Raw genomic sequence first — 15,841 nt, 5'->3', positions numbered from 1 at the left:
TGTTTCGTGGTGCAAAACTTGCCGGATCGAGATATTTCCGTAACCTTTTGTGGTGGGGGAGCGACAGACTGCATGGGCCGCGCGACCGCGACCCGCCCCCTCTGATCACGGGCGAGCCCGTGTGTCAGAAGCGTTTTCAGACAGACGACCCAAACAGGAACGGTGAGTCACCAGTGTCAGTGGTGGATTCGATTACAGCAGCCGACGCGAAGTCGCATTGGGAGCACGATCACGCGGTGATCGTGGATGCGCGCCCCCAGGTGGTCCGGCACCAGGGCAGTCTGCCCGGTGCAGTCGTGGTGGACCCGACGGACGTTCGCGATCGATTCAAGCCGACCCCGTCGGGGACCTTTCCCGTCGTTCGCGATCCGGACACCGAGATCGCCGTCGTCTCTGTGCGATCGCAGGCGCCGGCCATCGCCGAGGAGATCGCGGACCTCGGGTACACGAACGTGCGGTACGTCGACGGCGGTTACCCGGCCCTGCGCACCGCCTATCGCGCTTAGTCGAATCCCCACGGACCGAGTCCGATTGGTAGCTTTGTGGACGTATCCACGCCAGTGAATCCAGCCGACGACGCCGGATAGGGCGGACGGAGGAGGGAACGGAACAGGCATGGCCGACGGGACCGACACGGCGTACAGCGACACCGAGCAGACCGATCAGGTGGTGCGATTGCTCGGCTATCTCCGTGAGCTGGTGCGCTCACGGTCCGAGGTCGTCAGCGACGTGGGCCAACACCCCGGTCTCGTATGGGTGGGTAAGTCGACCGACGTGCCGCTCCGGTCCAACGCAGGAACCGGGCAGGCCGTGATCGAACTCGAACCCGACAGCCCCGGACACGACGCCGTCTCGCGCCTCGTCGACGATCTGCGCGACAGCCCGGAGACGCTCGAACTCGTGCTGGCCAACGCACTGGTGACCGTGCAGGACGCCGAAGGCGAGAATCGGATCCGCGAACACCTGGTGACTCAGCAGGTGATCGCCGAGCGCGACGAAGACACGTCGGCGATCCATGTCACCCTCGGTGGCGGCGCATCGCCGATGATGCACGACACATTCATCCTTGCCCCGATCGACGGCGTGGACCTCGCCGACGCGGTCAAGGTGCGCGGCAAGATCGCCGAACTGGTCAGCCCGGTGGGCAATCAGGTCACCGACCTCGTCGAGACGTGGCGCGGGCTGGTCGCGGTCGACTCCGATCTCGTGTCCCTCTCGGTCGACATGCGACCGGCGCTCGTCCTGCGTCGACGGGGCGTCACGGCGGCGCTGGGGTTCTACGACGCCATCCTGGCGCAGCTGCGCGAGACCGCCGGCGCCGAGGACGGTCCCGGGAAGACGGGCCGCGGGCAGGTGCCGATCGGTCTCGCCCAGCTCGTCGCGCCGATCGAGGCGCCCGAACGTCTGGAGGCGTTGGCGCGGTCGGGAGCCGTGCCCGCCGAGGAGCTCGTGCGCGATGCGCTGTATCCACTCCCGGCGAACGTGGAGCAGCGAGATGTGTTGGCGCAGCTCGGTGTCGACAGTGGGGTGGTGGTCGAGGGCCCGCCCGGAACCGGCAAGACCCACACGATCGCGAACCTGACGGCGGCACTGCTGGCCAAGGGGCAGCGCGTGCTGGTGACGAGCGAGAAAGCCCACGCCCTCCAGGTGATCCGTGACATGTTGCCCCCGGAACTGCGAGAGCTCGCGGTCTCGATCGCCGATGTCGGACAAGACGACTTCGAGGCCACGGTGTCCGGTGTGCAGGCCATCGCCGAACGCAAAGCGGGCCATCAGCCGCGGGTGGTGGCCGCCGAGATCGCCGATCTCATCGACAAGCGTGAGCAGGCGGTCCGTAAGCGGGAGCGCGTGCTCCGTGAACTATGGACGGCTCGTGAGTCCGAGACCGAGGTCCACGAATGGGTGGCCGGAGACTACCGAGGGACCGCCGCCGAGGTGGTCCGGCAGTGCAACGCCGACAGGGACCGGTACGACTGGTTGCCGGGTCCGGTCGAGGGTGCCCTGCCTCCACTCGACACCGGTGAGTTCGAGGAACTCCTCGAACTCATGCGGACCACCGCCGGCGAGACGACACGACTGGGGCAGCGGCTCCCGGACCTCTCCGATCACCTGCCCGACACCGCCGACCTGGAGCGGATCTGCGATCGCATCGCCCAGCGCCCGCACGAGCAGATGGTGGGCAGTGGTTCACTGCTGTCGATCCTGTCGGGTGTGGACAGCAATCGCCTGGTGCGGGTCAAGGACGTGTGTGATCGCCTTGCCATCGCCGCCGGTGAGGTCGCCTCGTTCCCGCCGCTGGTCGCCGACATGGCCGATCGTCTGCTGGCGGGCCAGGCCTCCCATCTGTGGTCACGCGTGACCACTCTGTCGCCGATCATCGGCGAGGCCGCCGAACGCGACCGCGGGATCGGGGCACACGTGGTCGTGACGGAGGGGGCGCGGTCGGGCGACAGCGCGATCTTCCGCGCGGCCGCCGATCATCTCGCGGCCGGCAACCGATGGCGGGGCCGACTTCTGCGATCGGCCGAACAACGTGCGGTGGAGGAGTCCGGGGTACGGGCGACCGTCGATGGTGTCGCGGCCACCGACGAACAGTCGTTGCGGCTCGTCGCAGACCATCTCGCCGTCTTCGACGCGGTCGGTCAGGTGCAGAAGGTCCTCGCCGACCTGCATGTGCCGGTCGACAACTCGGGCTCTCGGTCCGCGCAGCTGAACAGTCTCGTGCGACTCGACAACCAGCTCGCGTGGATCTCCGACCTGATGACCGGACGAGACCAACTGGTCCGGGAACTGGAGGCGATCAGCCCCGGTGGGCCTCGCCCGCGCAGCGTCGCCGAGGTGGCCGAGGTGGCAGCGCAGGCGGGGGCGATCGCAGCCACCAACGATGCCGTTCTCGCCGAGCACGAGTTGGCCGAGTGCGCGTACAAGCTCTCGGCCGAGGTGGACCGCGGACCGTCGCCGGAGGGTGACGCGTTGGTCGCCGCTCTGGCGAAAGCCGATGCGCAGGCCATCAAGTCGGCGCGGCGGGACTGGTGCGCGGCACGCGACGAGTTGCGGGCGCAGACCGCGCTCGATCTCTACACATTGCGTCTGCGCACCAAGGCTCCGGAGTTCTACAGCCTGCTGCACGACACTGCCGCCGACGAGAGCTGGCACGGCAGATTGCGTGATGTCGGGGCGGCGTGGTCGTGGCGCCGCGCACAGTCGTGGGCTGTCGAACGCAGCGATCCGACACTGGAGACCCGTCTGCAGGCCGAACTCGACGAGCACGAGGCCGACATCGCGCAGTTCACCGCCCGGCTGACGGCAGCCTACGCGTGGCGCGCGTGCCTGGACCGGATGAGCGTCGCGGAAGTCCAGGCGCTGCAGTCCTACCGGGATCACATGATCAACCTCGGCAAGGGATCGGGCAAACACGCCAACCGATTTCGCGCGGCCGCCCGCGCCGCGATGGAACACGCGCAAGGTGCGGTGCCGGCGTGGATCATGTCGATCAGCCAGGTCGCGGAAACCGTCGACCCACGCCGTGACGCCTTCGACGTCGTGATCGTCGACGAGGCCAGTCAGGCCGACATCACCAGTTCGTTCCTGCTCTGGCTGGCGCCGCGGGTCATCGTGGTCGGCGATGATCGGCAGTGCGCGCCCACCGGTCTGTCCGGGACCACCCTCGACGACGCGTTCGCCAAACTCGACTCGTACCTGCCGGACCTGCCGCACTATCTGCGCGACGGCCTCACACCCCGATCGAGTCTCTTCTCGCTGCTGCGCAGTCGATTCGGGCATCTGATCCGGTTACGTGAGCACTTTCGGTCGATGCCCGAGATCATCGAGTTCTCCTCGCGCCAGTTCTATTCGGGGCCCCGCTGCTGCCGGTACGGCAGTTCGGCGCGGACCGGCTGCCGCCGTTGCGATCTGTGGCCGTCGACGACGGCGCAGCCACCGGTCAGGGCGCCGCGTTGGTCAACGAGAACGAGGCTGCCGCGATCGTCGCGGCGCTCGCCAGGTGTCTGGACGACCCCGCTTACGATGGGCTCGATTTCGGTGTCATCGCGCTGCAGGGCACCCGACAGGTCGACGAGATCACCCGTCGCCTGCGGGCGGTGGTGAGCGAAGAGGATCGGCGTTCGCGCCGTATTCGCGTGGGGACTCCGCCGGACTTCCAGGGCGACGAGCGACACGTGATCATGCTGTCGATGGTGGTATCCGATGCGTCCGCGATCGCGCCGCTGACCCGCGCAGAATCGCAACGACGGATCAACGTTGCCGCGTCCAGGGCGATGGATCAGATGTGGCTCTTCCACTCGATCGACCTCGAGGCGCTCAAACCACATGACCTGAGGTACTCGTTGCTCGACTACGTACGGGCCGGTGAGGGGCCGACCAATCCGCCGATGCCCGCCGATGTCTCGAATACCGAACGGCAGCAACCGTTCTCGAGTCTTTTCCAGCAGCGGGTGTTCAACCGGCTCGTCGACCGGGGCTACTACGTGGTGCCGTCGATGACGGTCAACAATCGTGTGATCGATCTGGTGGTGACCGGATCGGATGCCAGGATGGCGGTGGAGTGCGACGGGGATTCGTTCCGGACCACGGGGGAGCAGGCCCGTTCGGACATGGAACGGGAACGTGAATTACGTCGCTGCGGATGGGATTTCTGGCGGGTCCGGGAGTCCGAGTTCGAACTGGACCCCGATCGCGCGCTCGACGGGCTGTGGGAGGTACTCGATCGGCGCGGGGTGAAGCCGGGATCGATCACCGCGTCGTCGACCGATGCGTCGACTGCGTCCGATCATGGCTGGGAGCCGATCGATCTCCGTGCGGGGGAGTGAGACAGGACGGTCATCCCGCGGCGCGGACTGCGGTCACCAGCGCGGGGAGTCCGACGCCGGCCGATGACGCGACACGGTGGGTGACCACGGCGCTCAACGCCGACTCGTCAGGATTGACCTCGACGACCGGGATGCCGGATTCGATCGCTCGCATGGGAAGTCCGGCGGCCGGATACACGATGCCGCTTGTGCCGACGACGAGGACGACATCGCTCGCGGCGAAGACGTTCTCGGCGGTGCGCCAGGCGTCGGCGGGCAACGCCTCACCGAACCACACGACGCCCGGCCGGATCGCGGACAGGCAGGCCGGACACGTCGGCGGTTCCACGCGCATCTCGTGCACCGCGAGCTGCGGATCGGCCCCGGTGCCCTGATACGGCCGACCGCAGTGGCTACACCGCGGTGCGAACAGACTGCCGTGCAGGTGGCTCACCACGTCGCTGCCGGCCCGCTCGTGGAGGTCGTCGACGTTCTGGGTCACCACCATCACCGCACGGTCCCGAGCCAGCTCGGCGAGGGCCTGGTGTCCCGCGTTGGGTTGCGCATCGCGGACCAGTCGGGCACGCCACTGATACCAGCCCCACACGAGTGCCGGATCGGTCTGCCAGGCCTCCGGCGTCGCCAGTTGGGCGGGATCGAACTTCTCCCAGAGCCCCGTATCGGCATCACGAAAGGTGGCGATGCCGCTTTCCGCGGACATCCCGGCTCCGGTGAACACCGTGATCCACTCGGCCCGGCGGACCGCCTCGACCACATCGTCGGGGATCTCGATACCGCTCATCGATGATCGGTTTCGAGCGCCGCCCGGAGCAGGCCGGCGGTGTGGTCGGGGTCGGGATCCCTCCGTACCACCAGACCCTTGGCGAAGCTCAGCTTGTCGCCGTTGTGGCGGGGCACCACGTGCAAATGCGTGTGGAACACCGTCTGAAAGGCCGCCCGTCCGTCGTTGACAACCAGATTCACGCCGTCGGCTTCGAGCGCACTCGACTTCATCGCCGCGGCCACCCGTTGACCGGCCGCGAAAAGACGGCCGCCCATCGCCGGGTCGAGGTCGGCGAGCCCTGAGGAATGAGCGCGCGGGACAAGCAGGGTGTGACCGCGGGTGACCGGACGGATGTCGAGAAAACCGACGACATCGTCGTCGGCGTAGACCGTCCGGGACGGCGCTCGCCCGTCGACGATGTCGCAGAACACGCACGTTGTCATGTCGAGCACCTTACGTTTCCTGCCGGGTCCGTCGTGATCTGCGGGTGCAGGACGCCTGACCTGAATCGAGAGTGCACCATGTCACATAACGATTAGATAACGGATCATGTGCGCTTTCGACGCCTCCGAGCGAGCGCTCGGAAATGATCTGTGATCAGCGACAATCCGGGCTCGATGAAAGCGGGGCCCAGTGCACACCTGTGTTACTCGCGGGGTTACCCACGGGTATACCCGTGGGTCGATGCCAAACATGAGGAAAGCCTCATTTTTGTGTGTCATCATTGGGTCACGTTCACGCCGACGACGACTCATGGGTGAGTCTCCCGTGTAGCCAAAAGTGTTGCGCGGTAGGTGTGTTCATCCAGTGCGCGACGGCGCGGCACTCGACGGTGCAGCGCAGCACGGAAAAGTCCAGGCCACCATACCGACAGACCACAGCGGGTGATTTGTGCGCCCGCGACTGCGCCCGACGACGACAAGCCATTGACGACCCGCGACACGAGCACCCTCGCCCCGCCCGTGTCGAGACAAGAGGAGAACCCGTGACAGTCGACCAATTCCGTTCAGGATCGCAGGGCGCCGCGCACTCGGATCGCCCGACCACGACGCTGATCGACCGTCTGATCGACGGTGAACCGTATGCGATCAGCTTCGGGGGACAGGGGTCGCCGTGGCTGCCCACCCTGGCCGAATTGGTCGTCGACGCCGACCTCGAACATCGGATCGGGAAGATCGTCGCCGCTGCCGAGCGCATCATCGATCCCGTTGCCGATCAGCTGACCCTCGCCGTGGTGGATGGCTTCCACCCGCTGACCTGGGTCCGTGCCCTCGACGCCGAAGAGCCGGTGCCCGGGGAGAACGAGCTCGCCGACTTCACCTTGTCGGGTCCCGGAGTGCTGCTGACGCAGCTCGCGGCCGTCGAAGCGCTGAAGAAGCAGGGCCTCGACACCACCGCCATCACGCCGACCGCGGTCATCGGGCATTCGCAGGGATCGATCGCCACGCACGCGATCGGCACCGACGGCCAGGTCGCCGAGTCGGGCGAAGGGCTGCTCTTGGCGGTCGCCCACCTCATCGGTGCCGCGGGCACCCTGGTCGCCCGTCGGCGCGGCCTGGCGACCACCACCGACGGCACCCCCATGCTCGCCATCAGCGGTGCCGTGCCCGCCCGCATCGAGGAGATCCTCGCCGAGTACCGCGCCGGACTGAGCGAGTCCGAGCTGTCGACGGCCCCCGTCGTCGCGATCCGTAACGGCCGTCGTGCCGTCGCGCTCTCCGGTGCGCCTCGCCACCTGGCCGCATTCGCCGCGCTGTGTGAGCGAATCGCGGCGACCGAGGCCGACGAGCGCAAGCGCAAGGTCGCGGGCGGAGCAGCATTCGCGCCCAAATTCGACCACCTCAACGTCAGCGTCGCCTTCCACCACCCGACCATGGCTGAGGCCGTCGACCTCGTCGCGGAGTGGGCCGACGAGTGCGGGATCGACCGTGAGACCGCCGTTCGCCACGCCAATTCCATCTTGGTCGATCCGGTGGACTGGGTGACGACGGTCGACGAGGTCGTCGAAGCAGGCGCCAAGTGGATCCTCGACTTCGGGCCCGGCGATCTGGCCACCCGTCTCACCTCGTCGCTGGTCCGCGGTCAGGGTGTCGGTCTGGTGTCGCCTGCGCTGCGCGTAGGCCAGCGCAACCTGTTCAGCCCGGGCGGCATCCCCGAGGTCGCGCGGCCGTGGCAGCAGTTCGCCCCTCAGCTCGTCGAGCTGCCCGACGGCCGGAAGGTAGTCGACACCGCGTTCACACGACTGACCGGTCGTTCGCCGATGTTGCTGGCCGGCATGACTCCCACCACGGTCGACCCGGCCATCGTCGCGGCGGCCGCGAACGCCGGGCACTGGGCTGAGCTCGCCGGAGGCGGTCAGGTCACCGAGCAGATCTTCGCCGACAACGTCGCGAAGATGACCGAACTGCTCGACGACGGCCGGCAGGCGCAGTTCAACGCGCTCTTCCTCGATCCATACCTCTGGAAGCTGCAGCTCGGCGGTAAGCGCCTCGTGCAGAAGGCACGCGCGCAGGGCGCACCGATCGACGGCGTCGTGGTGTCGGCCGGCATCCCCGAACTCGAGGATGCCGTGGCGCTGGTCGACGAGTTCGTCGAGGCCGGGCTCCGGTTCGTCGCCTTCAAGCCGGGCACCGTCGAACAGATCCGTGCCGTGGTGCGGATCGCCGCCGAGGTGCCCCACCACCCGGTCATCGTGCAGATCGAGGGCGGCCGCGCAGGTGGTCACCACTCGTGGGAAGACCTCGACGATCTGCTGCTGGCCACCTATAGCGAACTCCGTGCGCGCAACAACGTGGTGATCTGCGTGGGTGGCGGCATCGGCACACCGCAACGCGCGAGCGAATACCTCACCGGCGCATGGTCGTCGGTCTACGGCTATCCGTCCATGCCGCTCGACGGGATCCTGATCGGCACCGCGGCGATGGCCGCCAAGGAGGCGACGACCGCCCCCGAGGTCAAGCAGTTGCTGGTGGACACCGTCGGCTGTGACGACTGGATCGGGGCCGGACACGCAACCGCCGGCATGGCGTCCGGGCGCAGTCAGCTCGGCGCCGACATCCACGAGATCGACAACACCGCGTCGAGGTGCGGCCGGCTACTCGACGAGGTCGCCGGAGACGCCGACGCCGTCGCCGATCGCCGTGACGAGATCATCGCCGCGATGGCCGACACCGCCAAGCCGTACTTCGGCGACGTCGCCGACATGACCTATCGCGCATGGCTGGACCGGTACGCGACCCTCGCTGTCGGCGACGGGCGGTCGGATCAGCTGCCCTGGGCCGACATCACCTGGCAGCAACGATTCGTCGAGATGCTGCAGCGCACCGAAGCCCGGATGAGCCCTGTCGATTCCGGTGAGATCCCGACGATGTTCGCAGGCGTCGGCAGCACCGAGGATCCGCATGCCGCGATCGATGCGCTCGGCAGCGTCTACCCCGAGATCGAGACCGACGTCCTGCATCCCGCCGACGTCGCGTTCTTCCTCGAGCTCTGCCGCACCCCGGGCAAGCCGGTCAACTTCGTGCCCGTCATCGACAAGGACGTCCGCCGCTGGTGGCGCAGTGACTCCCTCTGGCAGGCGCACGATGCGCGCTACCCGGCCGACGCCGTCTGCATCATCCCCGGCCCGGTGGCCGTCTCCGGGATCACCCGTGTCGACGAGCCGGTCGGCGAGTTGCTCGATCGGTTCGAGGCTCAGGTCGTCACCGATCTGCAGGCGGCCGGGACGGACTCCTTCGCGGTCGACACGCGCAAGCGTGCCGGCCTCGTGGACGGCGACGGCACCATCGTCGCCGTGCTGGAAGCCGATGACGTCGACTGGGTCGGCCGCATGGTCCCCAGCCCCGTAGCCCTTCTCGGAGACCGTGATCGCTGGACCCTCGTCGACCGGGATCGAGCCGAGCACGAGCCGACGGGTTCGGTGCTCGAACGAACCGCTGAGACAGGCGCGTCCGAGGGCGCCGACGTTGTGCGCTACGACCTGATCACCCCGATCTCGGGCTCCACCGTCCGGATTCCGCTGCACGTCGACGCACAGCTGCTCGACGGCGGGAACCCGCGTGTCGGCGTCGACGACGCGTCGAACGCGATGCGAGAGATCCTCACGGTTGCGGCCGGTGGCGAGCTCGCTGCCGTCGAGGACGGTGTCTCCGTCACCACCGTGACGTGGGACCCGGACAGCGTCGCCGACCACGCCGCGGTGACCGGGTACACGCTGCCCGCCAACCTTCGGCCGACGACCCCGACCGAGCCGTTCGGCTTCGCGGTTCCCGACACCCTGGTCGGTGCGTCCTGGCCGAGCGTGTTCAGCGTCATCGGCGCGGCACGCACGGAATCGGGCGTGCCGGTCGTCGAGGGACTGCTGGACCTGGTGCACCTCGATCACGCCGTCGAGCTGGTCGGGGAGATCCCCTCCGCGGCAGCCGAACTGACCGTCACCGCCCGCTCGGGCGCCGTGCACGACACAGAGGTCGGCCGTGTGGTCGAGGTCAGCGTCGAGGTCGCAGGCGAGGCCGGAACGATCGCCACGATGGCCGAGCGCTTCGCCATCCGCGGACGTCTGGGCACGGCCGAACTCGCCGACCCGGTGCGCGCCGGCGGTGCCGTCAGCGACGAACGGCCCGCCACCCGAAAGCTGTTCCGTACGGCCACCATCACCGCGCCGAGCCGGATGACCGGCTTCGCCGCGGCGTCCGGTGATCGCAATCCGATCCACACCGATGCCGCGGCCGCCAAGCTGGCCGGACTCGGCGACCCGATCGTGCACGGCATGTGGTTGTCTGCCGCCGCGCAGCAGGTCGTCACCGCCACCGACAGCAAGAACCCGACACCATCGGCACGGCCGCTGGTCGGCTGGACTGCCCGCTACCTGGGCATGGTGCGCACCGGCGACTCGATCTCGATCCGCGTCGACCGCGTCGGGCTCGACGCCGGCCGTGAGGTGGTCGAGGTCAGCGCCAAGGTGGGCGACAACCTCGTGATGAACGCCACCGGCCTGCTCGCCGCACCTCGCACGGTCTACGCATTCCCGGGCCAGGGCATCCAGAGCAAGGGCATGGGGCTCGACGCCCGGTCGCGCTCGAAGGCGGCACGCGAGGTCTGGGACCGGGCCGACAAGCACACCCGTGACGCGCTCGGTTTCTCGATCCTGGCGGTCGTGCGGGACAACCCGACGACCCTGGTCGCGGGCGGCACCACATACAACCACCCCGACGGGGTGCTCTACCTGACGCAGTTCACCCAGGTCGCCATGGCGACCCTGGGTGTCGCGCAGGTCGCCGAACTGAAGGAGGCAGGCGGGTTCGTCGAGAACGCCATCACCTGCGGTCACTCGGTCGGCGAGTACAACGCGCTCGCCGCCTGTGCCGGCGTGTTGCCGCTCGAGGCCGTCCTGGAGGTGGTCTTCCAGCGCGGTGAGGCCATGCATCATCTGGTCCCGCGAGATGAGCTCGGCCGCAGCGATTACCGCATGGCGGCGATCCGCCCGAGCCAGTTCGGTCTCGCCGACGAGGATGTCACCGAGTTCGTGTCGGAGGTCGGCGCATCGATCGGCGAGTTCCTCGAGGTCGTCAACCTCAACCTGCTGGGCTCGCAGTACGCGATTGCCGGCACGGTCCGCGGCCTCGAGCACCTCGAGGACGAGATCGAGCGCCGCCGTATCGAGTTCGGTGGAAAGAAGTCCTTCATCCTGGTGCCCGGTATCGACGTGCCGTTCCATTCCACGGTTCTGCGCGAAGGCGTGCCCGAGTTCCGGTCGAAGCTCGAAGGTCTGTTGCCCGAGCACATCGATCCCGAGATCCTGGTCGGCCATTACATCCCGAACCTCGTGCCCCGGTTGTTCACGCTCGATCGGTCCTTCATCGAGGAGATCGCTGCGCTCGTGCCCTCGGATCCGCTGAACGCCGTTCTGGCGGAATGGGATTCCTGGGCGGACAAGCCCGGGCAGTTGGTTCGCGTCGTCCTGATCGAGTTGCTGGCCTGGCAGTTCGCCAGCCCGGTCCGCTGGATCGAGACCCAGGAGCTCCTGTTCGCCGGGCCGTCGCGGGACGGACTCGGTGTGCAGCGCTTCGTCGAGATCGGCCTGAAGGGCGCTCCGACGCTGGCAGGTCTGGCCACCAACACCCTCAAACTCGACGACTACGCCGCCGCGACCACCGAGGTGGCCAACGTCGAGCGCGATTCCGATCTGATCCTGGCCAAGGACTCCGGGCCCGAGCCAGAGGATGAGGTCGACGAGACGCCCGAGGCGCCCGTCGCCGACGCGCCGGCACCGTCCGCCGCTCCGGCGGCCGCACCCGCGGCGGCGCCGGCCGCCGCATCAGGACCCCGCCCCGAGGACATCTCGTTCGGTCCTGCCGACGCGGTGAAATCCGTCATCGCGCTGTGGACCAAGATGCGGACCGACCAGATCGGTTCCGCCGACACGATCGAAGCGCTGTGTGACGGAGTCTCCTCCCGCCGCAACCAGCTTCTGCTCGACATCGGCGGCGAACTCGGACTCGGTGCGATCGACGGAGCTGCCGAGGCGGACATGAACGCGCTGTCCTCGACGGTCGAGACCCTGGCTCGCGGCTACCGGCCGCTCGGCCCGGTGCTCACCGACGCCGTCGGCGACCAGGTCCGCAAGGTGCTCGGTCCGCTGGGCAAGCGTCAGTCCTACATCACCGATCGCGTCGCCAACGTGTGGCAGCTCGGACCGGGATGGGGCCTGCACGCCACGGTCGCGGTGGCCCTCGGCACCCGCGACGGCGTGAGCGTGCGAGGTGAAGATCTCGGCAACCTCCTCGACGGCGCACTCGCCAACGCCGACGCGCTGGACGCACTGATCGATCGCGCGATCACCTCCGTCGGGGCGGCACGTGGTGTCGCAGTGGCCAAGCCGGCCGCCGAGAGTGGCGGCGGCGCAACGGTCGACGCGGCTGCGCTGGGCGAGTTCACGGAGCAGATCACCGGCCGCTCCGGCGCGCTGGCCTCGGCCGCCTACACCGTGCTGGAAAAGCTCGGGCTGGCCGAGATCGATGAGGCAGGCGAGGTGGTCGAAGACCCCAACGTGGCCATCGTCGAGCGCGTCAGTGCCGAGCTCGGATCGGATTGGGCCCGGACGGTGGCTCCGGCATTCGACACCGCGAAGGTGGTGCTGGTCGACGATCGTTGGGCGACCAGCCGTGAGGACCTCGTCCGGATCTGGCTGACCGATGAGCGCGAGCTCGATACCGATTTCGAGACCGTTGTCGGCCGTTTCCACGGAGCAGGCCACACCGTCGCGACACATGCCACCTGGTGGCAGGGCAAGGCGCTGGCGACCGGAAATGCCGTGCACGCACGCACTTTCGCTGCCATTGCCAGCGCAGCAGAGCAGCCGGGTGTCGGGCAGTGGTCGGACGAGATCGCTGTCGTCACCGGCGCGGGTAAGGGCTCGATCGCCTCCGGCGTGATCGCCGGGTTGCTGGCCGGTGGCGCGACCGTGATCGCCACGACGTCGCGACTGGACAGCAGCAAGCTGGCCTTCTACAAGAAGCTCTACCGCGAGAACGCCCGCTTCGACGCGGCCCTGTGGGTGGCCCCGGCCAACATGGCGTCCTACACCGATGTCGACGACCTGGTCGAGTGGATCGGTGCCGAGCAGACCGAGAACCTCGGTGGCACCACGTCGGTGATCAAGCCGGCGATGAAGCCCACCTTGCTCTTCCCGTTCGCGGCACCTCGGGTCGCCGGTGACCTCACCGATGCCGGCGGTCGCGCCGAACTGGAGATGAAGGTCCTGCTCTGGTCGGTCGAGCGGATGATCGGGGGGCTGGGAGAGCTGCACGCCGACCACGACATCGCCGCCCGCGTCCACGTGGTGCTGCCCGGTTCGCCGAACCGAGGAATGTTCGGTGGCGACGGAGCATACGGCGAGAGCAAGGCATCGCTGGACGCACTGGTCACCCGCTGGGCAGCCGAGGACTCGTGGAACCAGAAGACCACCATCGCGCATGCCCTCATCGGATGGGTGCGTGGTACCGGCCTGATGGGTCACAACGACGGCATGGTCGATGCCGTCGAGGCTGCCGGTGTCCGCACCTGGAGCACGGCGGAGATGGCCGCGAACCTGCTCGGCCTGTGCACCCCGGAGCATCGGGAGCACGCTCGGACCGAGGCGATCGTCGCCGACTTCACCGGTGGTCTCGACCCGTCGATCGATCTCAAGGCCCTGGCCGGAGCTGCCGCCGATGCGGCGACCGACGAAGACGAGGAGATCGAGGACGAGGTGGCCACCGTGTCGGCGCTGCCCGCACCGGCCCGTGCACCGAAGGGGATGAGCCCGCAGTGGCCGTCGATCGACGCCCGTCCGGAGGATCTGGTCGTCATCGTCGGTGCCGGTGAGCTCGGTCCGTATGGTTCGTCGCGCACCCGCCTCGAGATGGAGGTCGACGAGAAGCTCTCCGCCGCAGGTGTTGTGGAGCTCGCCTGGAACACCGGTCTGATCCAGTGGGATACCGCCCCCAAGCCGGGCTGGTACGACACGGAATCCGGTGACCCGGTGCCGGAGAGTGAGATCGCCGAGCGCTACCACGACGAGGTCGTGTCCCGCTGCGGCATCCGGCGGTACGCCGACGAGGGTGCGATGGTCGACAACACGTCGCCCTTGCTCACCTCTGTCTTCCTCGACGAGGACCTCACGTTCACGGTGAGCTCCGAGGCAGAGGCACGCGCCTTCGCCTCGGCCGCGCCGGAGAAGACGCGCATCGTGGAGAACGCGGAGACCGGCGACTGGCAGGTCACCCGGCTCGCGGGCACCGAGATCCGGGTGCCGCGACAGTTCACGTTGTCGCGCACCGTCGGTGGCCAGATCCCGACCGGTTTCGACCCGACCCGCTGGGGTGTCACCCCGGACATGGCCGAGTCCATCGACCGTGTCGCGCTGTGGAACCTGGTGGCGACCGTCGATGCGTTCCTGTCGTCGGGCTTCACCCCGTCGGAACTGATGCGCTGGGTGCACCCCGGACTGGTGGCCAACACGCAGGGCACCGGCATGGGTGGCATGACGTCGATGCGTGAGCTCTACATCAACACGCTGCTCGGCGAGTCCAAGGCCAACGACATCCTGCAGGAGGCCCTGCCGAACATCGTTGCCGCACATGTCGTCCAGTCCTACGTCGGCAGCTACGGCGCTATGATCCATCCGGTGGCGGCCTGCGCCACGGCCGCGGTGTCGGTCGAGGAAGGCGTGGACAAGATCCGCCTCGGCAAGGCGATGTTCGCAGTGGCCGGCGGTTTCGACGATCTCGGTATCGAGGGCATCGTCGGATTCGGTGACATGTCCGCGACCGCGGAGTCGGCCGCGATGTCGGCGCGTGGCATCGACGAGCGTCGGTTCTCTCGGGCCAACGATCGCCGTCGCGGCGGATTCGTCGAGTCGGCCGGTGGCGGGACGATCCTGCTCGCCCGTGGTGACGTGGCTGCGCAGATGGGCCTGCCGGTGCTGGGTGTGGTCGCGTGGGCGCAGAGCTTCGGCGACGGCGTGCACACCTCGATCCCGGCCCCCGGCCTGGGTGCGCTGGGTGCCGCACGTGGCAACGATGCCTCGCCGTTGGCCTGTGCGCTCAGTGCGCTCGGTGTCAGCGCGGACGACGTCGCGGTGATCTCCAAGCACGACACGTCCACGCGGGCAAACGATCCCAACGAGTCCGAGTTGCATGAGCGGCTGGCCTCGGCGATCGGTCGCGGTGACGGGGCTCCGCTCTTCGTGGTGTCCCAGAAGTCGTTGACCGGCCATGCCAAGGGTGGCGCTGCCGCCTTCCAGCTGATCGGACTCTGCCAACTGCTGCGCGACGGGGTGATCCCGCCGAACCGCAGTCTGGACTGTGTCGACGAGCAGATGCGCGAATACCCGCACCTGGTGTGGCCGCGCGAGACCCTGCACCTCGGCGAGCGATTCCCGCTCAAGGCAGGTCTGCTGACCAGCCTCGGGTTCGGTCACGTGTCCGGCCTGATCGCCGTGGTCCATCCGGAAGCCTTTGTGGCGACCCTGGATTCGGAGCAGGCGCAGGCGTACCGGCGGCAGTCCGCGGAGCGTGCACGCAAGGGCAACCACCGTTTGCTGGAGGCCATGTGCGGTGTCGAGCCGGCTTACCGGCGCCCGCCGAACCGCCGGTTCGACAGTGCGGCCGACGAGCACGATGCCGAGGCCGAGCTCCTGCTCGATCCGTCGGTGCGGCTCGCGGCAGGTGGCAGCTATGGCCGCGCCGGCGGGGCGGAGTGAAGCCCG

At 68.2% G+C, this 15,841-nt stretch carries 4 protein-coding genes and 1 pseudogene; 3 read left to right on the top strand and 2 right to left on the bottom strand.

What is annotated here, in order from left to right:
• Positions 1-173 precede the first annotated feature (173 nt).
• Positions 174-506 (top strand): rhodanese-like domain-containing protein, encoded by a 333-nt coding sequence (locus GTV32_RS06710; protein ID WP_161059467.1) that lies wholly within the window; start codon positions 174-176, stop codon positions 504-506.
• 109 nt (positions 507-615) lie between these two features.
• Positions 616-4,829 (top strand): annotated as a pseudogene (locus GTV32_RS06705) (AAA domain-containing protein).
• Between the two features lie 10 nt (positions 4,830-4,839).
• Here the strand turns inward: GTV32_RS06705 and GTV32_RS06700 are convergent.
• Positions 4,840-5,610: an NAD-dependent deacylase gene (locus tag GTV32_RS06700; protein ID WP_161059466.1), complete on the bottom strand. Its 771-nt coding sequence runs from the start codon at positions 5,608-5,610 to the stop codon at positions 4,840-4,842.
• Positions 5,607-6,035, bottom strand: coding sequence for an HIT family protein (locus GTV32_RS06695; RefSeq protein ID WP_161059465.1), 429 nt, complete (start codon positions 6,033-6,035; stop codon positions 5,607-5,609). The genes GTV32_RS06700 and GTV32_RS06695 overlap by 4 nt, the downstream gene beginning before the upstream one ends.
• A 542-nt stretch (positions 6,036-6,577) precedes the next feature.
• Here GTV32_RS06695 and GTV32_RS06690 point away from each other — a divergent pair.
• On the top strand, positions 6,578-15,835 hold the full coding sequence (locus GTV32_RS06690; protein ID WP_161059464.1) for a type I polyketide synthase: 9,258 nt from the start codon (positions 6,578-6,580) through the stop codon (positions 15,833-15,835).
• Positions 15,836-15,841 lie beyond the last annotated feature (6 nt).

Origin of the sequence: Gordonia sp. SID5947, assembly GCF_009862785.1 — a bacterium.
Lineage (GTDB): Bacteria > Actinomycetota > Actinomycetes > Mycobacteriales > Mycobacteriaceae > Gordonia.
Note: the sequence above shows the minus strand (reverse complement) of the source record. Positions and strands in the feature narration are given on the sequence as shown.

What these genes read in the sequence shown, in the direction of transcription:
- GTV32_RS06700 (WP_161059466.1), bottom strand. Translation starts at nt 5,610, where the DNA reads ATGAGCGGTATCGAGATCCCCGACGATGTGGTCGAGGCGGTCCGCCGG.
- GTV32_RS06695 (WP_161059465.1), bottom strand. Translation starts at nt 6,035, where the DNA reads ATGACAACGTGCGTGTTCTGCGACATCGTCGACGGGCGAGCGCCGTCC.